General features: G+C 35.6%; 27 protein-coding genes and 2 pseudogenes. 27 read left to right on the top strand and 2 right to left on the bottom strand.

The features are described 5' to 3' along the window. Positions 1-28: 28 nt before the first annotated feature. Positions 29-174, top strand: a pseudogene (locus tag MKZ17_RS20635) (transposase); the annotation flags it as partial. A 276-nt stretch (positions 175-450) separates the two neighbouring features. Here MKZ17_RS20635 and MKZ17_RS16815 read toward each other — a convergent pair. Continuing rightward, the gene (locus MKZ17_RS16815) at positions 451-1,509 is read right to left on the bottom strand and encodes an LCP family protein (RefSeq protein ID WP_340724884.1); all 1,059 of its coding nucleotides are present in this window, start codon (positions 1,507-1,509) and stop codon (positions 451-453) included. A gap of 195 nt (positions 1,510-1,704) precedes the next feature. Beyond that, entirely contained in the window at positions 1,705-2,340 is a 636-nt protein-coding gene (locus MKZ17_RS16810; RefSeq protein WP_340724883.1) for a YigZ family protein, read from the bottom strand. A gap of 159 nt (positions 2,341-2,499) precedes the next feature. On the opposite strand from MKZ17_RS16810, the gene MKZ17_RS16805 reads away from it, so the two are divergent. The 26 genes and pseudogenes from MKZ17_RS16805 (at position 2,500) to MKZ17_RS16680 (ending at position 26,137) form a co-directional block, all read left to right on the top strand. Continuing rightward, complete coding sequence (locus tag MKZ17_RS16805; RefSeq protein WP_340724882.1) at positions 2,500-3,663, top strand: sensor histidine kinase; 1,164 nt, start codon at positions 2,500-2,502, stop codon at positions 3,661-3,663. Positions 3,664-3,685: 22 nt separating this feature from the next. Beyond that, positions 3,686-4,360: a response regulator transcription factor gene (locus MKZ17_RS16800; protein WP_340724881.1), complete on the top strand. Its 675-nt coding sequence runs from the start codon at positions 3,686-3,688 to the stop codon at positions 4,358-4,360. 173 nt (positions 4,361-4,533) lie between these two features. Then, positions 4,534-5,058 carry a nuclear transport factor 2 family protein gene (locus MKZ17_RS16795; protein WP_340724880.1) on the top strand — a complete coding sequence of 175 codons (525 nt, stop codon included), beginning with the start codon at positions 4,534-4,536 and terminating at the stop codon, positions 5,056-5,058. Between the two features lie 175 nt (positions 5,059-5,233). Beyond that, a complete protein-coding gene (locus MKZ17_RS16790) occupies positions 5,234-6,076 on the top strand; it encodes a DegV family protein (RefSeq protein ID WP_340724879.1) in 843 nt (280 codons plus the stop codon). A gap of 461 nt (positions 6,077-6,537) precedes the next feature. Continuing rightward, positions 6,538-7,944, top strand: coding sequence for a DEAD/DEAH box helicase (locus MKZ17_RS16785; protein ID WP_340725575.1), 1,407 nt, complete (start codon positions 6,538-6,540; stop codon positions 7,942-7,944). After that, entirely contained in the window at positions 7,937-8,542 is a 606-nt protein-coding gene (locus tag MKZ17_RS16780) for a ComF family protein (RefSeq protein WP_340724878.1), read from the top strand. The genes MKZ17_RS16785 and MKZ17_RS16780 overlap by 8 nt, the downstream gene beginning before the upstream one ends. Before the next feature lie 112 nt (positions 8,543-8,654). Next, positions 8,655-9,065 carry a TIGR03826 family flagellar region protein gene (locus MKZ17_RS16775; protein WP_340724877.1) on the top strand — a complete coding sequence of 137 codons (411 nt, stop codon included), beginning with the start codon at positions 8,655-8,657 and terminating at the stop codon, positions 9,063-9,065. A 201-nt stretch (positions 9,066-9,266) separates the two neighbouring features. Further along, positions 9,267-9,527: a flagellar biosynthesis anti-sigma factor FlgM gene (gene flgM, locus MKZ17_RS16770; protein WP_340724876.1), complete on the top strand. Its 261-nt coding sequence runs from the start codon at positions 9,267-9,269 to the stop codon at positions 9,525-9,527. Positions 9,528-9,566: 39 nt separating this feature from the next. Further along, positions 9,567-10,070: a flagellar protein FlgN gene (locus tag MKZ17_RS16765; RefSeq protein ID WP_340724875.1), complete on the top strand. Its 504-nt coding sequence runs from the start codon at positions 9,567-9,569 to the stop codon at positions 10,068-10,070. Positions 10,071-10,224: 154 nt separating this feature from the next. After that, positions 10,225-11,778 (top strand): flagellar hook-associated protein FlgK, encoded by a 1,554-nt coding sequence (gene flgK, locus MKZ17_RS16760; RefSeq protein ID WP_340724874.1) that lies wholly within the window; start codon positions 10,225-10,227, stop codon positions 11,776-11,778. Between the two features lie 42 nt (positions 11,779-11,820). After that, positions 11,821-12,759 (top strand): flagellar hook-associated protein FlgL, encoded by a 939-nt coding sequence (flgL, locus tag MKZ17_RS16755; protein WP_340724873.1) that lies wholly within the window; start codon positions 11,821-11,823, stop codon positions 12,757-12,759. A gap of 205 nt (positions 12,760-12,964) precedes the next feature. After that, on the top strand, positions 12,965-13,873 hold the full coding sequence (gene flgL, locus MKZ17_RS16750; RefSeq protein WP_340724872.1) for a flagellar hook-associated protein FlgL: 909 nt from the start codon (positions 12,965-12,967) through the stop codon (positions 13,871-13,873). Between the two features lie 143 nt (positions 13,874-14,016). Continuing rightward, on the top strand, positions 14,017-14,583 hold the full coding sequence (locus MKZ17_RS16745; protein WP_340724871.1) for a DUF6470 family protein: 567 nt from the start codon (positions 14,017-14,019) through the stop codon (positions 14,581-14,583). A gap of 14 nt (positions 14,584-14,597) precedes the next feature. Continuing rightward, complete coding sequence (fliW, locus tag MKZ17_RS16740) at positions 14,598-15,047, top strand: flagellar assembly protein FliW (RefSeq protein ID WP_340724870.1); 450 nt, start codon at positions 14,598-14,600, stop codon at positions 15,045-15,047. Continuing rightward, positions 15,047-15,271 carry a carbon storage regulator CsrA gene (gene csrA / locus MKZ17_RS16735; protein WP_340724869.1) on the top strand — a complete coding sequence of 75 codons (225 nt, stop codon included), beginning with the start codon at positions 15,047-15,049 and terminating at the stop codon, positions 15,269-15,271. Before fliW ends, csrA begins: the two co-directional genes overlap by 1 nt. A gap of 265 nt (positions 15,272-15,536) precedes the next feature. Beyond that, positions 15,537-15,809, top strand: a pseudogene (locus MKZ17_RS16730) (flagellin); the annotation flags it as partial. 140 nt (positions 15,810-15,949) lie between these two features. Further along, a complete protein-coding gene (locus tag MKZ17_RS16725) occupies positions 15,950-16,762 on the top strand; it encodes a flagellin N-terminal helical domain-containing protein (protein WP_340724868.1) in 813 nt (270 codons plus the stop codon). Between the two features lie 77 nt (positions 16,763-16,839). Continuing rightward, entirely contained in the window at positions 16,840-18,528 is a 1,689-nt protein-coding gene (locus MKZ17_RS16720) for a motility associated factor glycosyltransferase family protein (protein WP_340724867.1), read from the top strand. A 2-nt stretch (positions 18,529-18,530) separates the two neighbouring features. After that, entirely contained in the window at positions 18,531-18,872 is a 342-nt protein-coding gene (locus MKZ17_RS16715) for a hypothetical protein (RefSeq protein ID WP_340724866.1), read from the top strand. A gap of 125 nt (positions 18,873-18,997) precedes the next feature. Beyond that, positions 18,998-19,999, top strand: coding sequence for an NAD-dependent 4,6-dehydratase LegB (locus tag MKZ17_RS16710; protein WP_340724865.1), 1,002 nt, complete (start codon positions 18,998-19,000; stop codon positions 19,997-19,999). Beyond that, the gene (locus tag MKZ17_RS16705; RefSeq protein WP_340724864.1) at positions 19,996-21,150 is read left to right on the top strand and encodes a LegC family aminotransferase; all 1,155 of its coding nucleotides are present in this window, start codon (positions 19,996-19,998) and stop codon (positions 21,148-21,150) included. Before MKZ17_RS16710 ends, MKZ17_RS16705 begins: the two co-directional genes overlap by 4 nt. A gap of 3 nt (positions 21,151-21,153) precedes the next feature. After that, positions 21,154-22,281 carry a UDP-N-acetylglucosamine 2-epimerase gene (gene neuC / locus MKZ17_RS16700; RefSeq protein ID WP_340724863.1) on the top strand — a complete coding sequence of 376 codons (1,128 nt, stop codon included), beginning with the start codon at positions 21,154-21,156 and terminating at the stop codon, positions 22,279-22,281. Next, the gene (gene neuB / locus MKZ17_RS16695) at positions 22,278-23,357 is read left to right on the top strand and encodes an N-acetylneuraminate synthase (RefSeq protein WP_340724862.1); all 1,080 of its coding nucleotides are present in this window, start codon (positions 22,278-22,280) and stop codon (positions 23,355-23,357) included. The genes neuC and neuB overlap by 4 nt, the downstream gene beginning before the upstream one ends. Then, positions 23,350-23,973, top strand: a complete 624-nt coding sequence (locus MKZ17_RS16690) for an acetyltransferase (RefSeq protein WP_340724861.1) — start codon at positions 23,350-23,352, stop codon at positions 23,971-23,973. Before neuB ends, MKZ17_RS16690 begins: the two co-directional genes overlap by 8 nt. Positions 23,974-23,976: 3 nt before the next feature. Further along, a complete protein-coding gene (locus tag MKZ17_RS16685; protein ID WP_340724860.1) occupies positions 23,977-25,041 on the top strand; it encodes a nucleotidyltransferase family protein in 1,065 nt (354 codons plus the stop codon). A 403-nt stretch (positions 25,042-25,444) separates the two neighbouring features. After that, positions 25,445-26,137, top strand: a complete 693-nt coding sequence (locus MKZ17_RS16680; RefSeq protein ID WP_340724859.1) for an acylneuraminate cytidylyltransferase family protein — start codon at positions 25,445-25,447, stop codon at positions 26,135-26,137. The last annotated feature ends 441 nt before the right edge of the window (positions 26,138-26,578 follow it).

Genomic DNA, 26,578 nt, shown 5'->3' with positions numbered 1-26,578 from the left:
AATTTGTGCAAAAAAAAGCACAAGATCATCCTATTCAAATGGTTTTTTAGAGGGCATTAATAACACTTCAAAAGTCATCAAGCGTAATTTATTTGGTTTTAGGAAGTATGACCACTTCAAAGCAAAAGTACTATTAGTAGAGTATATAATGAAGTAGGTATACACCTTTGTTAACAGAGAGTTGATTAGAATGGAGGGCGGCAGACTCCTGCGGGAACAGCATGTGCGGAAAATCCACTACCAACGGGACGCACCCCGTTGGTAGTTAGTTGGAGTCGTGCCCGCGGAAAGCGTCCGTCCGTAATGGAAATCAAAGGACTTGTTTAGAAATAACAAAAAGGTAGTGCCGATTGATGAATCATTATGACATTACCCCGACATTTGACTTAGAACCCTTTTTTATTAAAATAGCCTCTACACGATTAGTTGTAGAGGCTTTAAATGTATTTGCTATTCCGCAATATTCAATGAATTGTTTTCTGTTTGTGTCTGTTCAGAGTTTGATGAAGAATCTGTGCTTGAAACATCTGTTGAATCAGGAATTAACCCTAAATGGCTTTGTAAAATATGCTGTGTTTCATCTAAAGCTTCTTTATCTAACTTGTAATAATACGTTCCAGTAGACATATCGTCGTAACCTGTTAACGTAAGTGTGTCGATTCGAGGCATTCCGTCTGTTAAATAACTAAAGAACGATTTCATTTCGCTAAATGACATGTCAGTCTTCATATTATTTCCAACTGCTTCAAGTAAGTCATCGTATTTTGTAATGGATGAGAATGAAGCTGCTTTACTAGCAATCGCTTTTATAATCTCCTGTTGACGTTTACCACGTTCAATATCACTATCGAGCTTACGTGTGCGTGCTAAAGCTAATGCCTCACTACCGTTTAATTGTTGGAGACCTGGCTCTAAATTAATAGTACGTTTGTCGAATTCGTCTAACTCCACTAATTTATAAGGTACATCTGCTTCTATACCACCAAGTGCATCTACTACATCGATGAATGCTTCAAAGTTTAAGCGGAAATAGTAGTCAATTGGTATGTTAAATAATTCTTCCACAGTTTCAATTGTAGCTAATGTACCACCGAAAGCGTGAGCGTGATTGATTTTGTCGTTATCACTAATGTATGGGATATAAACATAGGAATCACGAGGTATACTTAAAAGCTTTACAGTTTTTGTCTTGTTATTTAATGTAGCAAGTAATAATGCATCTGTACGTGAATGTTCAGCACCTTGCCCGCGCTTTTCACTATCATCCACACCTAAAAATAGTATCGAAACATTATCTGTTGCAGGTTCTACTTTAACTTGACGCTTTTCAGGAGTTTTTCGATCTTCAATCTCTTCAAAAGCTATATTTGCAGTGTGCTCCGCTTTCTTTGTTAAATATACACCATATGCTGATGCAGAAATTGCTAAAGAAAGTGTAAGAAGCATTGCTACTTTTAAAAATAGCTTGAATTTCGATGACCCCTTCTTTTTAAATTGCCTATTTGCCATAAAAATTCTCCTCTAAGTTAGGATAATAAATAGATTAAAAAATAGATTTTAGTCGAATAAAAGAAAAAGTTTGATATCGACATTGAAAGGAACAGCATCTTACGTTCAAAACGTGTAAAATGCGTCTTATTAAACAATTAGTTTGCAATCTTATTTATTATACTACTTTCTACTTATGTCGTAAAATGAAAAAATTTATTCGCGGATAAACTCGATAAATTGGGCATCTTCTCGTGTTGTGACCGATTGTCCGTTTGATAATTCAGTCATCCATTTAATAAATTCTTCTTCGTTTTCTTTTAAAACAAATACATAAATTTCGACACCCTCTGCATACTGGATGTCACGTAATGTATAGTGCGAGCTACGGATTTCATTTTCTAATTTACCTAGCCAAACATAATCAACAGCAACTTTCATTATGTAATGAAGTTTCCGCTCGACAACTTGTGCTGCAGCAATGCCTTCGGTTGTTGCTTTTCCATAAGCGCGGATTAACCCCCCGCCACCAAGCTTAATTCCACCGAAATACCTTGTCACAACAACGACAGTATCCTTTAATCCTTGCTTTTTTAAAACTTCTAACATTGGGACGCCTGCGGTACCACTAGGTTCCCCATCATCATTTGCTTTTTGAATTTGATCGTGTTCCCCAATCATATAACATGAGCAATTATGCGTTGCATTGGCGTGGAGTTTTTTTATTTTATCAATAAACAATAGGGCATCTTCTTCAGTCTCAACACGCTCTATATACGTGATAAAGCGTGATTTAGAGATAATAATTTCAGACTCACCGTAGCCCTTGACAGTAAAATAGTTATTTCTCATTACTTTTCCTCCTTATATTTACAAAAAATGACTTATTTAGTAGTTATAATATAACTTAAAAAATGTTTAAATAATGCTATAATAGGTATGTACTATATTATTAGTAAAAAGAACAAAAAGATAGGACTAGATAACATTCTATTAAGTAAGGGTGGAAGGATGTTTGAAAATAATCGGATTGATATAGCCTCGCTAGACGTAATTTTTAATCGAATGTTAGAAACAATTACGAATTCAAAAGATGATATTTTTATTATAAGCGAACAAAGTCGCAGAAGCTTTGAAGAAATGCAACAGGAATTAGAGATTGTACGACAGGAAATTACGATTGCCATAGATGAGAGTGATAACTTAGAAAAGCTATTACAAATATCAAGACAGCGATTAGTAATTGTCAGTAAAAAATTCTCGGAGCAATCCGAAGAGCAAATTCGCACAGCATATGAAAATACGAATAAATTACAGTTAAAAGTATCGCTTAGTCGTGAACGTGAAAAACAATTACGAGATAAAAGGGATGATTTGGAAAGACGTTTACGAGAACTTTATGATACGATTGAAAGAGCGGATCATATTGTAAATCAAGTAAACGTAGTCATCACCTTCTTGACAACTGATTTAAAAGAAGTAGGCGTTGCATTAGAACAGGCTAAAATCAAACAAGAGTTTGGGATAAAAATTATTGCGTCTCAAGAAGAAGAGCGCAAACGACTTTCTAGAGAAATCCACGATGGTCCTGCTCAAATGATGGCGAATGTGTTAATGCGCTCTAATTTAATTGATCGTATATTTAGAGAAAAAGGCGCAGATGCAGCACTTAAAGAAATTAGTGATTTGAAGGTGAGCGTTCGCAATGCTCTTTCAGAGGTTCGACGTATCATCTATGATTTACGACCAATGGCACTTGATGATTTAGGGATAGGTCCTACATTGAAAAAATATTTATCGACGATTATGGAATACAATGCCGGAGTTGATATTCAATTCGTCAGCTATAACAATGAGCGACGTATATCCTCAGATTATGAAGTTGCGATTTTCCGCTTAGTGCAAGAAAGTGTTAATAATGCACTAAAACATGGAAAACCTAAAAATATTATTGTAAAATTTGAGTGGCTTCGTGACGAAATAAATGTTGTCGTAAAAGATGACGGAGCCGGGTTCGATACAGAGCATATCCGTGAAGGTTCATTTGGACTGATTGGTATGAATGAAAGAATTGAATTATTAAAAGGTAATTTAAAGATTACTAGTACAATCGGTAAAGGAACCACTATAATGATGAAAGTACCTTTACCATTAGAAGATGAAGAATTGTTATAACTGATCATTAGGGGGTATTTAAATGACGAAAATTATTATTGTAGATGACCATCAACTATTCCGCGAAGGAGTTAAACGTATTTTGGATTTTGAAGATACGTTTGAAGTAGTAGCAGAAGGTGATGACGGTACAGACATCTTGAGCCTATATGAAAAAAATTCACCAGATGTCGTACTAATGGACATTAACATGCCGGGCAAAAATGGTGTCGAAGCAACTGCTGACTTAATCGCAGAATATCCAGATGCAAAAGTAATGGTGTTATCAATCCATGACGATGAATCTTATGTTACACATGCATTAAAATCAGGTGCATTAGGTTATATGTTAAAGGAAATGGATGCAGATGAAATCGTAGAAGCAATTAAAGTTGTATCAAACGGTGGATCATACCTACATCCAAAAGTAACGAAAAATTTAGTAGCGGAATTCCGTCGTTTATCGGAGCATGAAAGCAAAGGAAACTTCCATCAAACTGAAATTCGCCGTCCTTTCCATTTATTAACGAAGCGTGAATGTGAAGTATTGCAATTATTAACGGATGGTCAATCTAACCGTACAATTGGTGAAACATTATACATTTCAGAAAAAACAGTTAAAAACCATGTATCAAGTATTTTACAAAAGATGAATGTAAACGACCGTACACAGGCGGTAGTAACGGCTATTAAAAATGGCTGGGTAGAAGTACGCTAAATTGGATAAATTAGAAAAGCAAGAGTGTTGCAAGATAGGCAACACTCTTGTTTTTAGTTTTGGGGAACATCTTATACATAGACACGTCTTATATTCGTATCGTGTCACAAAGTAGTGCTTTTGAGAAAGCATAGGTAGTATGCTAAAATGTTTTCCGGGAGGTTTGTAAAAATATGAAAAAATGGCTTGTTGCTGTAATGGCATTGTTTGTGCTTGCAGCCTGTGGGGATAATGAAAGTAATAACAATGCATCACCTAAAGAGTTAGAAAAGACAATTGATGATGGAACAGTTGGTTTTGAAGTTTTAGGAGATTCAATTCAAGAAGCAACGAACGTTCCGGAAGAAGAAAAAAATGAGATTTTATCTGCTTTTGATGAATATATTTCAGCCTTTAATGAAAAAGATTTAGAACGTTATAAAGAGATTATTTCAAAAAATGCTAAAGGCTTTAAATATGAAGAGGATATTCAAGCGGTTTCTGAAGTATTCAAACAATACGATGTTAATCGAGTTGCAGAGGATGTAACAATCGTAAAATATGAAAAAGATGAAGCACAAGTTTTCTCGAACTTAAAAACTGCCACAAAAGAAGTTGAATCAGGTGCAGAACTTTCCGGAGTTGGCCGTCAAGTAACCGTATTTGTGAAAGAAGGTCAGTGGAAAGTATCGAGCATTTATTATATTGGTAGCGAATAATTTTAAACAAAATACTGCATTAAAAGGAACATCTTCAGTGAAATTTCGCTAAGATGTTTTTTTCATATAATAAGCATGTAAATTGTAAGTAGGTTTCATATGACAAATGTCATTTTTCCATTCACAATTACATAGAGATACTGTAAGATAGTGAACATAGGAGAGTGGGAGAGCAATGAAAACTGCAATTGTTACAGATAGTACAGCCTATTTAACTCAGGAAGAACGAGAAAAATATAATATTAATATGATTCCTTTATGTGTCAACATCGAAGGAACAATTTATGATGAAGAAATCGATATTACAGCTTCTGAATTTTACGATCGTGTTCGTGGAGCAAAAGAGTTCCCAAAAACAACACAGCCGCCAATCGGAAAATTCGTAGAGCTTTATGAAAATTTAGCAAAAGAATATGAGGATATTGTTACAATCCATTTATCGAGTGGAATTAGTGGTACATTCCAAGGAGCTGTACAAGCAGGAGATATGGTTGAAAATGTAAACTTATTTGCATTTGACACAGAAGTAGCATGCTATGTACAAGCGATGTATGCTAAAGAGGCAGCAAAGCTCGCTCAAAAAGGTGCTTCTGGACAAGAAATTATGGCCCATTTAGAAGCACTACAAGACACGATGAATGCTTACTTTATTGTGGACGATTTATCACACCTACAGCGCGGTGGTCGACTTTCGGCAGCAGCCGCTTTAATTGGTGGGTTACTTCAAGTCAAACCGATTTTGCACTTCCAAGATAAAGTAATCGTCCCATTTGAAAAAATTCGTACGCGCAAAAAGGCAATGCGCAAAGTAGAAGAACAGTTAATTGCTGCAATCGAAAAGCACGGCTCACTTCAAGCGACAATTATCCATGCGAACTGCGAAGAAGAAGCACGCGAATGGATGAACACATTAGCAGCAACCTACCCAACCGTAGATTTCACACTCAGCTACTTTGGCCCCGTAATCGGCACCCACTTAGGCGAAGGCGCTATCGCAGTGGGCTGGATGAAGAAATAAGAAGCAAACAATCAGTCACTACTATTTTAAGGTAGTGGCTTTTTGTTTTTTGATGGATTGTGGAGTCGTGTTTGCTAATTACAGATTAATGGTGGATCTAAGAAAAGAACTTGTCCTAAAACGCTGAATATATGTCAATTAAGTAGTATGAAATGTCCGTTATTGATGAAGTTTTGTCCATAAAAACCTAACTTGTCTAATAACTATTTGCAATAGGCTATTAAGCAATCATTTTTTCCTAAATAACTTCTTAAATGTCCAATAACCACCTTAATTTGGCTTATTACTCGAGAAATCTGGACATTAACCCCAGTAACCTCATCCAATCCAATCCAATCCAATCCTCTGCACTAAACCACGCAATAAAAAGAGCATTACAATGCTGTGCAACACAATATAAAAATAAAATCCAATATAACTCAACCCATCAAAATAAAAAAACACTGAGGTGAAAATAGTTGATTAAACAATCATTCCGAAAGAAGACGAAAGCTGCTCACTATAAAGGTTTTATAGTAGAAAAAGCAATTCAAGATTTTTTCACAGGACGTATCTGGCCGAGAACAAATACTCCGTTTCCACAAGCTAAAATTGAATCCTATATTCAAAAAGGATATTTTGACGTAATGAAGGCAGTCACGATTACCCAGAAATTAAGCTGTAGGCGATGTCACAATACATCGCACCAAAAATTTGTTTCCTTTCATTGTGCAAAATGCCACCAAATTTGTACGTATTGTCGGCACTGTATTACGATGGGGCGTATGTGTAGCTGCGATGAGCTTATTATTTGGAATACAGACCCTCGGCAGCTACAACCATTAAAAACGAAGCACCAATTTTCATGGATAGGACAATTAACTCCTCACCAAGCCCGTGCAGCAAAGGAGCTGGCGAGTAGCATTGCGCAAAATAACAATCATTTAATTAGCGCAGTTTGTGGAGCGGGTAAAACAGAAATTTTATTTTCAGCAGTTTTTGAATCGCTACAAGCAGGAAAACGGATTTGTGTTGCGACACCGAGAACCGATGTCGTGCTCGAATTATTCCCTAGGTTTCAGCAAGTTTTTCCTAGTACTTGTATTCACGCATTATATGGAGGTGCACCAAAACAGCAAGGATTTGCACAGTTAGTTATTGCTACCACTCACCAGCTATACCGCTTTGAACAGGCATTCGATGTCATGATTGTGGACGAAGCAGATGCATTTCCGTACACATATGATGAGGCGCTTCAACGTGCTGTTATAAAAGCAAAAACGAAGGAAGCACCAATCGCCTTTGTAACTGCAACCCCCTCACAAGCACTATTTAATCGAAAGAATAAGGAAAATTGGGGTTATTCTTTTATCTCAAGGAGATTTCATGGCCACTCGCTTCCCGTGCCGACTTATCAATCCTTATGGAATTATGAAAAAATGTTTCGAAAGGGGCACATCCCTCAAAAACTTACGCGATGGGTAAAGCAAAAACTTGATAAAAATGAACCATTCTTAATCTTTTTCCCAACGATTGATTTCATGGAAACAGCGAAGCCACTTTTTATAGAAATAGAGCCTACCATTACGAGTGTGCATGCAGAAGATCCAACGAGGAAAGAAAAAGTGTTGGAGTTGCGAAACGAACAGCGAAAAGGCTTACTTACGACCACAATTTTAGAGCGGGGAATTACGATTAAAAACGTACAAGTAGCAGTGGTTGGAGCAGAAAACCCAATCTTCACCTCCAGTGCGCTTATTCAAATCAGTGGGCGAGTGGGACGAAACAGTCAATATCCAGATGGAGACATTGTCTTTTTCCATCATGGAAAAACTGTCGAAATGGACTTAGCAAAAGCGAAAATAATGGAGATGAATCGTCATGAATAAACCAATTACCCATTGCTTATTATGTGAGCGCGTTCTTGAAGTTAGGTTTGGCTGGAAGGAGCTACTACAAAAAACATTGCCACGAGCAATTTGTAATCGTTGTGAATCGAAATTTGAACGAATCGAAACTCAGCAAGAAACCGGTATTTTCTCGTTGTTTTATTATAATGAAGCAATGAAAGATTTTTTACATCGCTACAAGTTTATGCATGATGTGTTGTTAGCTCATGTGTTTAATGAAATCCTCCACCTACATTTAAAAAATGAAAAGCGTCTCATTATCCCCATCCCTATGCATCCTGAAAATTTGAACATCCGGACATTTGCTCATGTGGACGAATTATTGAATGCGGCAAAAATTCCTTTTGAACATCACCTAACAAAACGATCCTCTGACATTCAATCGTTAAAAACTAGAGATGAAAGACTTCAAACCTCGCAGCTATTCGATGTCATAGATTGTTCGAAAATAAAAGGTAGAAATATACTACTAATTGACGATATTTATACAACTGGAACGACAATGCGACATGCGAAAAAAGTGCTTGAAAATGCAGGTGCAATTGAGGTTTCAGGATTTACGTTAATTCATAGTTGACATTAGGAAAATTAACCTAAATTTCAAAGGTTTATAAAGTTATCAATGAAAAATTAGTCGTGTTATGTATAATGAATATAGAGTATTTCGTAGTAGATATGGAGGGGTATAAATGGCTGAATTAAGAAATTGCCCTATGTGCGATGCGTTTTTCAACTACACAGGAGTTAGAGACGTTTGTTACAATTGCGCACAAAAGGAAGAAGATATGTATCAAGTTGTATACCGATTTTTACGTAAACGTGAAAATCGGGCAGCGAATGTAGAACGTATAGAAGAAGCAACTGGTGTTGACCGTAATTTACTTTATAAATGGGTGCGTAAAGGTCGGTTACATCCAGCAGTGTTCCCAGGTTTAGGTTATCCATGTGATAACTGTGGTCATTTAACGAATAAAGGAAAGCTGTGTGAGAAGTGCCAAAGTATTATTAAATCAGATTTACGTACGTTCGAGGGGGCAAAAGAGTTTCGTGACGATATTATAAGACGGGATCGCGGTACTTACCATTCGGAAAAAAAATAACGCAGAAAACGAAGTCTACTATAAAAGTAACTTCGTTTTTATTTTTCTCAAAAAAAATATAAAATAATAAGGAAATGGATAGTCATTTAAACATGGAAAGTAGTTCACATAAATGACGTTTTTAAAAAGAAGGCGTAAACAATTGATTATTGCAGTCGAAATAAAATGTAGATAAAGGTTTAAACGAGGGGGGAAATAAATATGAAAATTAATCCAATAGGGTTACAAGCGATTAATTCTTATAAAAATCAAGCTCGTCCTGTAAAGCAAATAGATGCGAATAAATCATTTTCTGATCAAATTGAAATTTCTTCAAAAGCAAAGGAAATGCAAGCAACGTCTACTTATGCAAGTGAACGTGCTGAGCGTTTGCAAAAGATTAAAGAGGAAATCGAATCAGGAAATTACAAGGTCGATGCACGTCAAGTGGCGGAAGATATGCTGAAGTATTATCGCCGTTAATTTTAAAAAGATAACTCAAGTAAGGGAGAGCTCTTAACTATGTCTATAGCGAACATCGTAGCTACGCTTGAAAAGCTCGAAAAAATGCATAAAAGCTTACTTGAATTTGCGAATGCTAAAACAGAGTTCATAAAGCAAAACGATATGGAAAAGCTTAATGAAATCATTAAAAACGAGCAATCACACATAGCAGCTATTAATATACTTGAGCAACAGCGTCAGACGATGGTAACGGATTACCTTCGAGCAAAAGGAATTGCTCTCACTGACTCCACATCTGTTGCCGATGTGATTGAAGCAGCTAAATCTACCGAGTCAACGGAAGCTTTAGTTGGCGTACGAAAACGATTGGTTGTGCTACTTGAAAAACTGAAAATGCAAAATGATTTAAATCAAAAAATGGTCTTTAACTCATTACAAATTATTAATCTTACACTCGATTCCATACGCCCACAGCGCCAAGAGCAGTTTAACTACTCTGGAGCAGAAGTACGTGGCAATGCAGAAGTTATGAAGCGTTCATTTAATGAATTTAAAGCCTAAACGTAAATATTTCTATTAGTGGGGTGAGATAAACTTCCCCACTAATAGAATACTTTGTAAAATCCTTCGATAGCATCGTTCTATCGAGGGAGACTGCAACAATTTATACATATTATTGTTGAAATACTAAATAAATATTTCAGGAGGTACTATAATGCGTTCAACTTTTATGGGGTTAGAAACAAGTAAGCGAGGACTTTTCACGCAACAATCCGCTCTTTATACAACAGGTCATAACATTTCAAATGCCAATACAATAGGTTATTCTCGCCAACGAGTAAACATGGAAGCAACAGAAGGTTTTCCAGGTACTGGGCTAAATTCACCAACTACTGCTGGTCATATCGGTACAGGGGTACAAGCGCATTCGGTACAACGGATTCGTGACGAATTTGTCGATCGCCAATACCGTCAAGAAACGAACAAATTAGGCTACTGGGAGGCGACAACGAAGGCAATCTCTCAAATGGAAGATGTAATGTCGGAACCTTCTGAGTTTGGGATTAACCAGGCGTTTACAGAGTTTTGGAAGTCGATGGAAGATGTTGTAGACAATCCAAAAGATACAGCCGCTCGCCAAGTATTAATTTCTAAAGGTCAATCTTTAGCTGAATCTTTCAACTATATGGATACACAATTAAAGCTAATCCAAGGGAATCTTGGAAATGAAATTAATGTTAGAACAGCTGAAGCAAATAATTTATTAAAACAAATAGGAGATATTAATAAGCAAATCCAAGCGATTGAACCAAATGGATATATGCCAAATGATCTTTACGATGCCCGTGACGTACTAGTTGATAAGTTGAATGATATCATCCCAGTATCAATTTCGTTTGAAAAGTCTGGTGGTAATGCACTTGCGATTGCTGAAGGTAGTATGACGGTAACGTTTAAAGCAACAGATGGTCAAACGTATGATTTAGTACGCGGAAAAGAATATGCGATGCTGAATTCAATTGATACGGAAAATAAGGTGATTGATGGTGATGTGGATGACGCTAATACGGCTGGTTATAACGCATTTATTGGACTTGCCATTTCAGGTTTAGGTTACCCACCAACTGCTAGTACAACAGTCAATGTGGATTATGCAGGTTTAGAGCCAAGTAAAGGGAAATTAGCAGCACTGTTTGACTCCTTTGGGTATGAAGAGAATGGTGCAGTAAAAGGAATTTATCCTGAAATGCTTGAAAAATTAGATGAGTTAGCTAATGAATTCGTACAAAGATTTAATGCAGTTCACACAAATGGCTATAGCTTAGCAAATGCCACTGGTATTAATTTTTTTGACCCTACAGGTACAACAGCTAGAAGCATGAAAGTAGAAAATTTAATACCAGAAGATATTGCTGCTTCGGATGCACCGAATGAAGAAGGTAACAATAAAAATATGCTTGCATTATCTGCTCTTCAGTCAGAAGTGCAAATTAATTTACAGGGTGGTACGTTCCAATCGTATTACAAATCACTAATCGGTGAATTAGGTGTTAAAGGTCAACAAGCGGTTACACAAGAATACAACTCAACAACATTGCGCCTGCAAATCGAAAACAATCGTGCGTCACATAACTCGGTTTCTTTAGATGAAGAGATGACGAATATGATTACATTCCAGCAAGCATACAACGCCAATGCTCGAATGATTACGGTGGTAGACGAAACATTAGATAAAATCATCAATGGTATGGGCCGAGTAGGCTTATAATACGCAACTTAGAATAGACAACTAGAAAGTGGGAAACTGAATATGCGCGTTACACAATCGATGCTATCGAGTAATATGCTTCGTAACCTGAATACAAGCTACAACAAGATGAGCAAACTTCAAGAGCAAATGAATTCAGGGAAGTTGGTAAACCGTCCTTCTGATGACCCAGTAATTGCGGTAAAAGGAATGGGCTACCGAGTAGACTTAGATAAAAACGCGCAATTCCAACGAAATATTAACGAGGCCAATACTTGGACAGATACAACAGATGAAGCACTGGATCAAGTAGGTTCTGCGTTAATTCGTGTGAAAGAGTTAATTGTACAAGCAGCAAATGATACGAATACTACTGAGGACCGTCAAAAAATTAGTGTTGAAATTTCACAAATTCGTGAGCAGTTGAAAGACGTAGCGAATACGAAAATAGGGGATAATTATATTTTCTCTGGCACACATACGAATAGTCCACTATATGACAATAACAATGTTGATCCTGTCACAGGTCAAAATGCTGCATTAACGCAAAACGGTGTGGAAAATACTATTACGATTAACGTTTTTGATGGGATTTCAATACAGGTAAATGTACAGGGGAATGAATACTTTAAGGAAATAGACGATTTTATGGGGCAACTAGAAACCATTTTAAATAATGGTGCAACAGGTGCAGAAATTGGCACTGCCTTAGGTGCAACAATTGTCGATAATAATATGACAACCATTCCAGCTCTAGATGCAATTCACGCTAAAACATTAACGATGCGTGCAGAAGTTGGTGCTCGACAAAACCGCCTTGAATTAATGGAAAATCGCCTAAAAATTCAAGAAGTAAATGTTACAAAGCAACTATCTGAAAATGAAGATACGGATTATTCAAAAGCGATAACAGATATGGCAACAACAGAATCAATTCATCAAGCAGCCTTATCGGTAGGAGCGAAAATTATCCAACAAACACTAGTAGATTTCATCCGTTAAATTAGATTAACTAAAGTTTTGTCACTACGTTCTCGTAACAATTAACATTGTACCGTAGAGAAGTGGTAGGACAGAAATTACTTTATGAGTTACATAATAATACTCTATCAATGAAGTGGAAAAGCACACTCATCAATAGTTTATACATCAAGAATTTCTCGTGTTTATCCATTTCTAAATTTCTTTTTTGGGAAGGGGAATGGCAATGCGCGTTACACAATCAATGTTATCAAGCAATATGCTACGAAATTTAAATAATAGCTACGGTAAAATGTCTAAGCTACAAGAACAAATGAATTCAGGGAAACTAGTTAACCGTCCGTCTGATGATCCAGTAATTGCTGTAAAAGGAATGGGCTACCGTGTGGAGTTAGATAAGAATGAGCAATACCAACGAAATATCCGTGAGGCGCATACTTGGTTAGATTCTACGGATGAAGCTTTAGAACAGGTTGGTTCATCATTAATTCGTGTCAAAGAACTTATTGTACAAGCTGCAAATGATACGAATACTACGGAAGATCGTCAAAAAATTAATGCTGAAATTACTCAAATAAAAGAGCAACTTCGTGATATGGCTAATACGAAGGTTGGCGATAATTATATTTTCTCTGGAACACACACAAATAGTCCGTTGTATACAGATCAAGTAGGACCTCAAAATCCAAACATTACAACAGGTGCAGCAAAAACAATCGAGGTAAATGTTTTTGATGGTATCTCTATGAAAATTAATACACAGGGAAATGAGTATTTTAATAGAGTCGATGAATTTATGGGACATGTTGAGACTCTATTAAATGGTGGAGGGAATGCTTCAGATATAAGCAATGCACTTGGATTAAATACAAATGGTATTCCTGCATTAGATTCGATATACAATGAGACATTAACATTACGAGCTGATGTAGGTGCTCGTCAAAATCGTGTAGAATTGATGGAAAACCGATTAACTATCCAAGAAGTGAATGTCACAAAACAAATGTCTGAAAATGAAGATACCGACTACGCAAAGGCAATTACCGATATGGCAACAACAGAATCAATTCATCAAGCAGCTCTTTCTGTCGGTGCAAAAATAATTCAACAAACCTTAGTAGATTTCATCCGTTAATGAAATCTACTAAGGTTTGCGACGAAAGCGAAGCGACAGGAGCAAGCGGGTTTGTAAGTAAATCCGATAGTTTTAAAAACTTCTATATATTTAATCAGCGTTTGGACTATTCCAAACGCTTTTATTGAAAGGGAGAGAGATAGATGAGACTTCCACAAATTCAAATTCGTACAACGGATGCAAAAATTGATTTACAAAGTCACGATTCAAAACAATTTATTAAACAACCGAAAGCAACACAAAGTATAGAGCAACCTGCGGCAATCCTAGATATTAAAACAACCAGTGGTAGATTAAAAATTGATTCGTCACAGGCAAGACGTGATTTAGGATTGATTGGCCCAATTGAATCATCTAATAACTATGCGGAAAAAGGGAAACAACTGGCATTACAAGGTGCTGCTAGACGTGCTAAAGAAGGACGTCAATTAATGGAGAGTGCCGGAAAAGGGCAAGGTAGTGCACCAATACAAAGTATTGCGAAACAAAACCATGGCCCTCATAGACCAGGACCATATAATATTAAATTTGTTCCCTCCATCGGTTCTGTGAAAATTGACTACACACCTGGAACAACAAATATAAATATAACACCACAAAAACCAAAAATTGACGTTCAAGTGAACAAGCCAATTCATGACTATACACCGGGGAAGGTTACTGGCACAATGGTAGTAAGACCTAATATAGAAATAGACGTTATTGGTTAAAAGGAGAGACTTGAATGCTTATTAATACAAAATTTTTAGGTGAAGTTGAGATTATTGAGAAAGAAATTATAAATTTTGATTGCGGCTTGCCAGGTTTTCCTGAGGAAAGAGGATTTGTACTTTTACCTATAGAAGAAGATGTACCTTTTGTGCTGTTACAGTCAATAAATAATGAACATATTGGCTTTGTTATTGCTTACCCTTTTGCATTTAAGGAAGATTATGCGTTTGATTTAAATGAAGAAGATAAACAATTACTACAAATTGAAACCGAAGAAGATGTGTTAGTATATTCGATTGTCACATTAAAAGAAAGCTTTCAACAATCTACGTTGAATTTATTAGCCCCAATAGTAATTAACAATAATAAAAAGCTAGGAAGACAAATTGTTTTACAGGACAGTACACAATATTCACTTCGTTATCCAGTAAGTATGGCCTTTTCTAAAGGGAGTAGCAAATAATGTTGGTTCTTAGTCGAAAAAAAGGCGAATCAATCATAATTGGTGACCAAATTGAAGTTAAGATATTGTCCATTGAAGGAGAACAAGTGAAGCTTGGTATCGTAGCACCTCAAACGGTTAAGGTTCATCGTTCAGAAGTTTTTGAAGCAATTCAGCAACAAAATGAAGAAGCTTTGCAATCAGAAAATATATTATCAATTTTAGGTCAATTTAAGAAAAAATAATACAAAAATGCTACACAACCTTGAAATTGAAGGTTATGTAGCATTTTTGTTTATTATGGAGAAAAAACATTATAAATTAGGAATCAGAAAAGGAAAATACATACGAAATTTTACCAACCCATACTACCTCATTGATCGAACAATTACGAATACAGGTGTTATGACATTTCATCGGTGCCAATAGTGGGCAAAGTCTCTCGGTAGTCATGCCAACAGTAACGTATGAGGAGCTTGGATTAAATGATTTAGATGTTAAATCTTACCGGACAATTCAATAACGCTAGTAGATAACGCAATTAACAGTATATCTTATGAATGTTCAAAGCTAGGGGCAATCCAAAATCGTTTAGAGCATGCCTATGAATCTATAATGAATACTTCAGAAAACTTAACAGCTACAGAATCAAGAATTAGAGACACAGATATGGCAAAAGAAATGATGAATTATACAAAGCAAAATATTCTGTTACAAGCGGGACAGGGGATGCTTGCTCAAGCAAATCAACAACCTCAAGGAGTTTTACAACTATTAAATTAAAAATAGAAAAATTTTAAAAAGACTATTAAACATTGAAAGTTACATACGATATATATAGTGTAAGGCCGAGGTACTAGCCTAAGCCAAACTTTCCCACAAGGATGTGGGTCATATAAAAACAATTCAAGGAGGAATTCCAAATGAGAATTCAACACAACATTGCTGCTTTAAACACACACCGTAACCTTTCTTTCAACAACACTCAAGCTTCTAAAAGCCTTGAGAAATTATCTTCAGGTTACAAAATCAACCGTGCTGGCGATGACGCTGCTGGTTTAGCAATTTCTGAAAAAATGCGCGGTCAAATCCGTGGTCTTGACATGGCATCTAAAAACGCGCAAGACGGTATTTCTTTAATTCAAACAGCTGAGGGTGCGCTTAACGAAACACACTCAATCTTACAACGTATGCGTGAATTATCAGTACAAGCTGCGAATGACACAAACGTGACTGTTGACCGTGATGCATTACAAGCAGAATTTGATGAATTAGTAAGTGAAATTGATCGTATTTCAACTGATACAGAGTTCAATACACAAAAACTTTTAGATGGGTCATTTACAGGTAAAATTTTACAAATTGGTGCGAACTCAGGTCAAGTAATTACTGTTGGAATTGCATCTATGGATGCAAATGCTTTAGGAGTAGATGCTCTCACTCTTGATACTAGTGCTAACTCACAAGCAGCTATTACAGCTGTAGAAGCAGCATTAACAACTGTATCTACTGAACGTTCAAACCTAGGTGCAGTTCAAAACCGTTTAGAGCACACAATTAACAACTTAGGTACAACGTCTGAAAACTTAACTGCTGCAGAATCTCGTATTCGTGATACGGATATGGCTAAAGAGATGATGAACTTCACGAAAAATAATATCTTAATGCAAGCTGCACAATCAATGCTAGCTCAAGCAAATCAACAACCACAAGGTGTACTTCAGTTATTACAATAATTCTAGTCGAAAAGCTCTCTTTTATGAGAGCTTTTCTTTATAAAAAAATATTTAATATGAAGTAAAGAGGTAACATGATGAAAGATGTAACGGTTAACTATATAGCGACGAAAACGGGTTTGGATACCGTGGAACTGAACGACTATTTGCTACATAGTAAATATGATCCTATGAAAGAAGCAGAAAGGATTGTTCAAAAAGAACATAAAGAAAATTATGTACATGTATTATTTGGATATGGGCTTGGCTACATAGCAGATGTATTAAAATTGAAAATGAAAAATAAAAAAGAACTCATTGTTATAGATCCATTTAAAAGTATTTTGTGCCCCGATAATGATGATGTTTTAGACTTTGAAAATATAGAGTTGATTAGAGCGAAGATTTGGCACACATTACGTCATGATAGACGAGATATACGTATTATTTGTAGTCCGAATTATGATAAGTTAGCTAGCGAAGAGTATCTATTATTGTTGAAATCTATTAAAGAAATTCAATATATGAAAGTTGTATCCGAAAATACAACTCGTTTTGCCAATGAGTTTTGGCAAGAGAATTACATAAAAAATTTAGTTTGCGCTACACAAGATGCTTCATTATCTGAATTATATAAAGTATATAATTGTCCTGTAGTCATTGCTTCAGGTGGTCCCTCATTAACGAAGCAACTCCCATTGTTGAAAAAAATAAGAAATCAAATCATTTTAATTGCATCTGGTTCCACTATAAATTCATTATTACATGAACTAATTGAGCCGGACTATGTAGTGTCAATTGATGGTTCTGATGCAAATTATACTCATTTTAAAGATTTGAATTTAATCGATTCGACACTGCTATATAGTTTTACTGGTAACTACAAAATTCAACATGAATATACGGGTGAAAGATATGCTTTTTTACCGTTAATAGATAAACATATTGAACATCGATTACGAACGGAATATCATTTACAATTACCGGTAATTGAGGGAGGAGCTTCTGTAGCTAACTCTGCTCTTACCATTGCGAAATACATAACAAGTGGTCCTATAGCGTTAATCGGACAAGATTTAGCGTATACAAATAACTTATCACATGCTGCTCATAATAAATTCCAAAAAGCAGTTGATAATGTGTTTTATAAAGAAAAACAGGCGACTGAGGTAGAAGGTTATTACGGAGATAAAGTAATTACAGATTATCCTTTTCTTGCTATGAAGGAATCATTTGAAATTTTACATCGCAGGATTAAACATTCTGCACCCGTTTTTAATTGTACAGAAGGCGGTTTAAAAATCCAATCTTTTGATCAAATTACTTTCACACAATTTATAAATGAATATGTAAGTAAAGATGAGGTACAAAAAGTAAAACCTCTAAAAAAAGAATATATAACATTGGCGGAATTAGGTAATATCTTTGCTAAGGAAATTGAAGCCTATGAGAAATTAGAAAAGTTATGTAATGAAGCGATTGATGTGCTAAAAAAGGATGAGAATAAAGTTGTTTTTAGTAATAATACGTTGAAAATCTTAAATAAAGTGGATAAAAAAATTAAGGAATATTCCAAAGAAGTACTCCTATATGATATTATTACTCCGATTACAATGGATGTAATGAGATATTTCAAAGAAAAAGAAAATGAAACGCCAAAAGAACGTTTTGAGAGAACGTATAATCAAAATAAAGTATTGTATTCGCGACTTTTAGAGGCAATTAAAAAAACGAAAATTTTTACATTAGAAGCAGTAAAAATTATTGAAAATGAAAAAGGTGAATAGTGATGAATGAAATAATTGAAGTGATAGAAAGTTATAACGAATATATACGAAAAATACCTCAGGGTGTTATGTATATTGCCAATTGCCTACGAGAAGATCAATTAAACGAAGCGTTGTTAACCATTAAAGATTTTTCGGAAGGCGTTATATGGTTATCCGATGCCTCTGAATTATTAAAAAAGAATGATATAGAAGTTGAATTAAATATAGAACAAATTCAAGCGTTTTTAATTGAAATTAATACTAGTTTAGAAAAGAGAGATTTTCTATTAGTTGCAGACTTATTTGAATATGAGATAGTACCATTTTTCGAGAACGTAATGTTAATCAATAAGGCTAATTAGTCAAATGTAGTCCGAAAAAAAATCAAATAGAGTGAACGTACACTTTCACTGAGTGATATATAAATATAGATTAACTATAATTAAAATGAACAACAGTTTCAAAGCATAGTAAATGGAGATAGATAATGAAAAATAAAATTTTGGTAACAGGAGCAGATGGCTTTATTGGCTCTCACTTAACAGAAACATTAGTACGACAAGGCTATGATGTACGTGCCTTTGTTTATTATAATTCGTTTAATTCGTGGGGGTGGTTAGACCAGTCTCCCAATAATATTAAGTCGCAAATAGACATTTTCTCGGGTGATATTCGTGATCCATATGGTGTAAAGGAAGCAATGAAGGGCTGTACGCATGTATTAAATTTGGCTGCACTTATTGCAATTCCTTATTCATACCATTCACCTGCTACATATGTAGATACAAATATTAATGGAACATTAAATATTGTCCAAGCAGCACGCGAATTAGGTATAGAAAAGGTGGTACATACATCAACTAGCGAAGTGTATGGAACGGCTTTATATGTACCAATCGATGAAGATCACCCATTACAAGGACAATCACCTTACTCAGCATCAAAAATCGGGGCAGATCAAATGGCGTTATCATTCTATCGATCGTTTGATACACCTGTATCAATTATTCGTCCGTTCAATACATATGGTCCACGTCAGTCAGCGCGTGCTGTTATTCCGACAATTATTAGCCAGTTAGCAAACGGTAAAGAAACAATTAAGCTTGGTGCGGTTAGTCCAACACGTGACTTTAATTATGTAAAAGATACTGTACAAGGTTTTATCTCCGTAATGAACTCGGAAAAATCAATCGGTGAAGTGATTAATATTGGTTCAAACTATGAAGTCTCAATCGGTGAAACAGCAGAAATGATTGCCGATATTATGGGTGTGAACTTAACGATTGAAACAGATGAACAGCGCATACGCCCTGAAAAAAGCGAAGTCAATCGTTTGTGGGCAGAAAATAAAAAAGCAAAAGAATTAATAGGGTGGCAACCTCAGTATGGTGGTAAAGATGGCTTCCGTCACGGCTTAGAAGAAACAATTGAATGGTTTACGAATCCGAAAAATTTAGCTCAATATAAGGCAGATGTTTATAATATATGAATAAAAAATGGTTAGCGTTTACCGATCAAGTGAAAGCGCATTATCAAATGGATTTTGTTCCATTGCACGAACCAACCTTTAATGGAAAAGAGCTGGAGTATGTAACAGATTGTATTCAAACTGGTTGGGTATCGTCTGTGGGAGCCTACGTAAATCGTTTTGAGGAAGATTTAGCACGTTTTACAGGAGTACGTCGTGCTGTGGCCGTTGTAAATGGCACTGCTGCATTACATATCGCATTGAAATTAGTAGGTGTACAAGCACATGAAGAAGTATTTATGCCGGCACTAACATTTGTTGCGACTGCCAATGCAGTTTCATATCTTGGTGCTGTACCACATTTTGTAGATGTGTCTGAAAAAACATTAGGTCTGGACCCGCAAAAGCTAGAAGCACATATTTTAGCAATCGGTGAAGTGAAAAATAATCAACTCATTAATAAGAAAACAGGACGTGTCATACGCGCAGTTGTTCCAATGCATACGTTTGGACATGCTGTAGAATTAGAGGAATTACAAGTAATATGTGAAAAGTATCATTTAATCTTAGTAGAAGATGCTGCAGAATCATTAGGAACTTACTATAAAGGGAAGCAAACAGGAAGCTTTGGAAAAGTGAGTGCAATTAGTTTTAATGGCAATAAAATCATGACAACAGGTGGTGGCGGTGCTATTTTAACGGATGACGAGGCGTTGGCAGATTACGCGAAGCATATTACAACAACAGCAAAAGTCCCACACCGTTGGGAATTTGAACATGATGAAGTAGCGTTTAACTACCGTTTGCCGAATATAAACGCAGCATTAGGTTGCGCACAATTAGAAAAAATGCCGGAATTTATCGAACAAAAACGTGCATTAACTGCTTTTTATGAAGAGCTAGTCGCGCCATTAGAAGGTGTAACACTTTTCAAAGAACCAACGAATAGTTTTAGTAACTATTGGCTTCAAACATTAATCATAGATGACACATTAGTTCGTGATGATGTTTTGGCTTTCTTGAATGATCACGGTGTAATGAGTCGTCCAATTTGGACGCCGCTACACAAGTTAAAACCATATAGAGACTGTCCAAGAGCAGATTTGTCTACAATTGAAAGATTGAATAAAAAAATTATTAACATTCCGAGCACACCGATAAAAGAGGGATAACTAGTGAAACGAAAAATATGTGTTGTGACAGGGACACGTGCTGAGTATGGGCTACTATTCAATTTAATGCGAGCTATCCAACAGTCAGCAGAATTTGAGTTACAGTTAGTTGTGACAGGTATGCATTTATCTTCTGAATTCGGCTTAACGTATAAACAAATTGAAGCAGATGGTTTTGCTATAGATGAAAAGGTAGAGATGTTGCTGTCCTCAGATTCAGCAACAGGCATCGCAAAATCTATTGGATTAGCGACAATAGGATTTTCTGATGCATACGAGAGATTGCAGCCAGATTTACTTTTAATCCTTGGAGATCGTTTTGAAATGCTAGCAGCGGCTCAAACTGCACTTGTAATGCAAATTCCAATAGCTCATCTTCATGGTGGAGAATGTACTTTTGGTGCTTATGATGATGCAATTCGTCATTCAATTACAAAAATGTCAACATGGCATTTTACGAGTACAGCATCACATCGAAAAAGAGTTATTCAGCTTGGTGAAAGCCCTAAACGAGTTTGGAATGTAGGCGCAGTTGGTATTGAAAATATATTGAAGCTTCCATTGCTCACTCGGGACAGGTTATTTACAAACCTAAAACTAAATATAGATCAGCCAATGTTTTTAATTACCTATCATCCAGAAACAAATCTTCAAACAAATGGAGTTTATTCATTATTAAAAGCTTTAAGTAATTATACAAATGTCAATTTAGTCTTTACAAAAGCAAATGCAGATAATGGAGGTAGGGAAATTAATAAGGCTATTGAAAAATTTGTGTCGCAGCATGAAAATGCAATGGCCTTTGATTCATTAGGGCAGCAAAGATATCTAAGTGCAGTGAAATATGCGAATGTTGTAATAGGGAATTCATCTAGTGGTTTAATTGAAGTACCGTATTTACATACACCGACTGTGAACTGTGGAGATAGACAAGCAGGACGTGAAAAACCTAGCTCGGTATTCGATTGTCGATTAGAAGCCACCGAAATAGAAAAAGCAATTGAGGCAGCGCTATTATATACAGGTCCATATGATCAAATTTTTGGAGACGGACATGTCGTAGAGAGAATTATGAATCATTTAAGAGAAATTTCATCTTTTACGCTACAAAAGGAGTTTTATAATCTATGAATCAATCTACTTATATAATCGCTGAAGCGGGAGTTAATCATAATGGCTCTTTCGAAATGGCCAAAGAGTTAATAAGAGTTGCTAAAGAAGCGGGTGCAGATGCTGTTAAATTTCAAACATTTCGTGCGGAAAATTTAGTAACGAAAGAAGCAAAGCAGGCAGAATATCAAGTGGAAAATTTGGGAGAAGCCACATCGCAATATCAAATGTTAAAAAAACTTGAACTTTCATTTGAAGAATTTAAATTATTAAATGATTTTTGTAATGAAATAGGGATTGAATTTTTGTCTACGCCGTTTGATTACGATAGCGTGGATTTTTTAGTTGATGGTTTACAGATGCAAACCGTTAAAATTCCTTCTGGTGAGTTAACCAATTCTCCGTTCCTTCATTATATTGCGACCAAGCAAAAGAAAATGATTATTTCTACTGGTATGGCAACTATTGATGAAATCCATGAGGCCCTATCCTTTGTCGCTTATGGCTTAGCAAAACCAGAAGCCAATGTTTCCATTGATAATGTGCATTCTTTTTACAAAACAAATGAGGCAAAGGCTATTTTGCAAAAATATGTAACCGTTCTTCATTGTACAACCGAATATCCAGCTCCTTTTGAAACAATTAATTTAAAAGCTATGAATCAACTATCTGAAGAACTAGGATTATCATTAGGTTTTTCAGATCATTCACAAGGAATTACCATACCAATTGCTGCAACTAGCATGGGGGCAACTATTATAGAGAAACATTTTACATTAGACCGAGCATTACCAGGCCCAGATCATGTAGCTTCATTAGAGCCCGCAGAGTTAACGGCGATGGTAGAAGGTATTCGTCAAGTTGAACGTGCTTTAGGGACTGGTTTTAAACAACCTACAGAAAATGAAATGAAAAATCGTGTAGCGGCAAGAAAGAGTATTGTGGCAAGTGTAAATATTAAACAAGGTGAAGTGTTAAAGAAATCAAATATTACCATTAAAAGACCTGGTAATGGCATTTCTCCGTCAAATTATTGGTCTATTTTAGGTAAAAAGGCTAATCGATTTTATCAAAAGGATGAACAGATTGATGAATAATCCGATAATCATATTAGGTAATGGTGGTCATGCTTCAGTACTAACTGAGATATTGTTACTTCAGGGGAGAAAAATCTTAGGTTTTACAGCACCCGAAGAACAAAGGAATTCTTATGGTTTAGGTTACCTTGGAACGGATGAAATGATAAGGACGTTTAATCCGGAGAAAGTAGATCTAGTTTTAGGATTAGGTACTGTAAATATTTCGTATGTTCGTCAAAGTATTTTTGAAGATCTGAAAAATCAAGGATATACATTTGCAACATGTATTCACCCAACTGCCATCATTTCTGCTACAGCGAGACTAGCAGAAGGGGTTCAAGTAATGGCGGGTGCAATTGTACAACCACATGTGCGAATTGGAGAAAATACAATTATTAATACAGGGTCAATTATTGAACATGATTGTGTAATCGGGTCCCATATACATATAGCCCCAGGCACGACTATTTCGGGGAGTGTTATTATAGGTAACGGTTCCCATATCGGTACGGGTAGTTCTATTATTCAAGGTATCGAAATTGGGGGTAATTCCCTTATAGGTGCAGGAGCTGTCGTTATTTCAAATATAGGTACAAATAAAAAAGCTATTGGAGTACCTGCAAAGGAAGTGTAATATATGAAAAGATGGATAAATATCCTAATAGATAAAAATACGACACTATTAGAAACAATGAAAATCATTGATGATTCTTCTCTGCAATTTGCAGTAGTTGTAGATGACGCAAATTATTTACTAGGTACTGTAACCGATGGAGATATTCGAAGAGGTATTTTAAGAGGTGAAGGATTAGATGTACCAATTAAACAGGTCATGAACCCCTCGCCAATCACCGCAAGTATCGAAAATACATACAGTGATTGTTTAAACTTACTGAAAAAACATAAATTAAAGCAACTACCGATTGTTGATATGGATAATCGAATTGTTGATATTATTTTTGCAGATGAGGACCCAGTTGCTAAAAGTAATGGGAATTCTGTTATTTTAATGGCGGGTGGCCTAGGTACACGCTTGCGTCCGTTAACAGAAAACATCCCAAAACCAATGCTGAATGTTGGTGAAAAGCCAATATTAGAAACTATTATTGAGGGTTTTAAACGATACGGTTTTACTAATTTTATCTTATCTGTCAATTATAAAAAAGAAATCATTCAAAATTATTTTCAGGATGGGTCAGCTCTAGGAGTATCAATTACTTATATAGAAGAAGAGAAAAGAATGGGAACGGCTGGACCTTTATCTTTGTTAAAGAAAAAGCCTACTAGTCCTTTCTTTGTTATGAATGGTGATTTGCTAACACAAGTAAATTTTGAACAGCTTTTACGTTTTCACGAAGATACGGATGCAGTAGCGACGATGTGTGTACGTGAATATGAGTATCAAATCCCATATGGTGTGATCGAAACCGATGGGCAACAGTTGATTTCAATTAAAGAAAAGCCTTTGCAACGTAGTTTTGTGAATGCTGGAATCTATGTATTGAGCCCGGAAATATTAGATTATATCCCACAAAATGAATTTTACGATATGCCAGAATTGTTTAAACTACTAATGGAAAAACAAAGAAATGTTTCGGTATTCCCAGTGCGTGAATATTGGTTAGATATTGGACATATAGCTGACTTTGAACGAGCCGATGATGAGTATAGCAGTTATTTCAACCAGGTGGAATGTAAATAATGTGTGTGAAAAAGGCAATGGAATAGGATTCCGTTTTATTGTGCTAAAATATTGTTCAGTAGCTTACGCATCCTGCTAGCGATTGTTTCAAAACGTATAATTAATGTTTAAAAAAGCAATACAACAATGGAGTTTCGATTACAATAACATTGTTTTAGATTTAATCGTTCTTCTAATTATATGAATATATATTAGCAAGCTACTAATACTAATACTAATACTAATACAAATTATTATGTAAAAAAGGATAATAGAAGGTGACACTTATTATTATAGCAATTGTAGGAGTGGGTAAGTTTGGAAGCGGACATTTACAAGTTATATAATACACTGGTCATACATGTTCCGATCATAATATGAGCCATTTATACATACAAAAAATATTATAGAGGGAGGAAAGAAAATGAAACCAACCTTTTTAGCCGTCATTCCTGCCAGAGGTGGGTCAAAAGGTATTCCAAGAAAAAATATTAGAGAGATAGCAGGAAAGCCGCTTATTGCTTGGTCGATTGAAGAAGCAAAAAAATCTAAGTATATAACAAAATTAATTTTATCTTCAGATGATAAAGAAATTATAGACGTTGCAAAGCAATATGGATGTGAAGCACCTTTTGTCAGACCGAAAGCATTAGCGGCAGATGAAACACCCGGTGTAGATCCTATCTTACATGCAATTGAACAATGCCCAGGGTATGATTATGTGGTAGTTTTGCAACCGACATCTCCACTTCGAACGGTTGAAAATATAGATGGAGCTATTGAAATGTTGCTTGCGAAAAAAAAGGATTTTTGTGTTAGTGTAACCGAATCAAACCAATCACCCTATTGGATGTATAATTTAAATGTAAACGGGATGATGGATCCAGTTATAAAACAACCTAACTTTGCTGTACGTAGGCAAGATTTAACACCAGCATTTTACCTTAACGGGGCAGTCTATGTAGCCAAAACTAAAAGATTCAAAATAACAAATTCATTTTTAACTAATGAAACGCTAGGATACGTAATGTCTGAAAACCAATCATTTGATATAGACACAGAAGAAGATTTTATACAATGTGAGCAAATACTTAGAGATTGTAAAAGTAAAAAGTAGTTGAAAGTTCGTATTTTATGTAAAAGTAGAGTTATTAAGTTTACAACAATTCTTTAATGTAGTTGAAGAAGATATAGATGGTATTCTGTGTTAATAAGATAGGGAAAAATATTTCAAGTATTTTTCGGAACTTGAAAGCTGTTGTATAAATAGTTCTACTATTATAATTTTATTCAGATAGTAGAACTATTTTTCCATTCCCTAAAATTAGATCATTACTACCATAACTTGAGTTAATTTCCTTCGCTCTAGCGTGCTTTCCTGGAGCGTCCGCTGCGCTGCTCCACTCGCTCCAGAGTTTCATCTGTGACGCTAATCCCCAAGGAGTCACGCTGAGCTCCACCCCAAACTACAAAAAAATTTTCTTACATTCAATCACAATTATCTATTGTAAAAAAAAACTACATTTCACCTATTTAATTTCCGTTATTCTAGTCGATA

This window comes from Solibacillus sp. FSL R7-0682, from assembly GCF_038005985.1.
GTDB lineage: Bacteria > Bacillota > Bacilli > Bacillales_A > Planococcaceae > Solibacillus.
This window is presented reverse-complemented; position numbering and strand designations above follow the sequence as displayed.

Bases quoted from the DNA above. Each gene is read 5' to 3' on its own strand.
- MKZ17_RS16815 (WP_340724884.1), bottom strand. From the start codon at position 1,509: ATGGCAAATAGGCAATTTAAAAAGAAGGGGTCATCGAAATTCAAGCTA.
- MKZ17_RS16810 (WP_340724883.1), bottom strand. From the start codon at position 2,340: ATGAGAAATAACTATTTTACTGTCAAGGGCTACGGTGAGTCTGAAATT.
- MKZ17_RS16805 (WP_340724882.1), top strand. From the start codon at position 2,500: ATGTTTGAAAATAATCGGATTGATATAGCCTCGCTAGACGTAATTTTT.
- MKZ17_RS16800 (WP_340724881.1), top strand. From the start codon at position 3,686: ATGACGAAAATTATTATTGTAGATGACCATCAACTATTCCGCGAAGGA.
- MKZ17_RS16795 (WP_340724880.1), top strand. From the start codon at position 4,534: ATGAAAAAATGGCTTGTTGCTGTAATGGCATTGTTTGTGCTTGCAGCC.
- MKZ17_RS16790 (WP_340724879.1), top strand. From the start codon at position 5,234: ATGAAAACTGCAATTGTTACAGATAGTACAGCCTATTTAACTCAGGAA.
- MKZ17_RS16780 (WP_340724878.1), top strand. From the start codon at position 7,937: ATGAATAAACCAATTACCCATTGCTTATTATGTGAGCGCGTTCTTGAA.
- MKZ17_RS16775 (WP_340724877.1), top strand. From the start codon at position 8,655: ATGGCTGAATTAAGAAATTGCCCTATGTGCGATGCGTTTTTCAACTAC.
- flgM (WP_340724876.1), top strand. From the start codon at position 9,267: ATGAAAATTAATCCAATAGGGTTACAAGCGATTAATTCTTATAAAAAT.
- MKZ17_RS16765 (WP_340724875.1), top strand. From the start codon at position 9,567: ATGTCTATAGCGAACATCGTAGCTACGCTTGAAAAGCTCGAAAAAATG.
- flgK (WP_340724874.1), top strand. From the start codon at position 10,225: ATGCGTTCAACTTTTATGGGGTTAGAAACAAGTAAGCGAGGACTTTTC.
- flgL (WP_340724873.1), top strand. From the start codon at position 11,821: ATGCGCGTTACACAATCGATGCTATCGAGTAATATGCTTCGTAACCTG.
- flgL (WP_340724872.1), top strand. From the start codon at position 12,965: ATGCGCGTTACACAATCAATGTTATCAAGCAATATGCTACGAAATTTA.
- MKZ17_RS16745 (WP_340724871.1), top strand. From the start codon at position 14,017: ATGAGACTTCCACAAATTCAAATTCGTACAACGGATGCAAAAATTGAT.
- fliW (WP_340724870.1), top strand. From the start codon at position 14,598: ATGCTTATTAATACAAAATTTTTAGGTGAAGTTGAGATTATTGAGAAA.
- csrA (WP_340724869.1), top strand. From the start codon at position 15,047: ATGTTGGTTCTTAGTCGAAAAAAAGGCGAATCAATCATAATTGGTGAC.
- MKZ17_RS16725 (WP_340724868.1), top strand. From the start codon at position 15,950: ATGAGAATTCAACACAACATTGCTGCTTTAAACACACACCGTAACCTT.
- MKZ17_RS16720 (WP_340724867.1), top strand. From the start codon at position 16,840: ATGAAAGATGTAACGGTTAACTATATAGCGACGAAAACGGGTTTGGAT.
- MKZ17_RS16715 (WP_340724866.1), top strand. From the start codon at position 18,531: ATGAATGAAATAATTGAAGTGATAGAAAGTTATAACGAATATATACGA.
- MKZ17_RS16710 (WP_340724865.1), top strand. From the start codon at position 18,998: ATGAAAAATAAAATTTTGGTAACAGGAGCAGATGGCTTTATTGGCTCT.
- MKZ17_RS16705 (WP_340724864.1), top strand. From the start codon at position 19,996: ATGAATAAAAAATGGTTAGCGTTTACCGATCAAGTGAAAGCGCATTAT.
- neuB (WP_340724862.1), top strand. From the start codon at position 22,278: ATGAATCAATCTACTTATATAATCGCTGAAGCGGGAGTTAATCATAAT.
- MKZ17_RS16690 (WP_340724861.1), top strand. From the start codon at position 23,350: ATGAATAATCCGATAATCATATTAGGTAATGGTGGTCATGCTTCAGTA.
- MKZ17_RS16685 (WP_340724860.1), top strand. From the start codon at position 23,977: ATGAAAAGATGGATAAATATCCTAATAGATAAAAATACGACACTATTA.
- MKZ17_RS16680 (WP_340724859.1), top strand. From the start codon at position 25,445: ATGAAACCAACCTTTTTAGCCGTCATTCCTGCCAGAGGTGGGTCAAAA.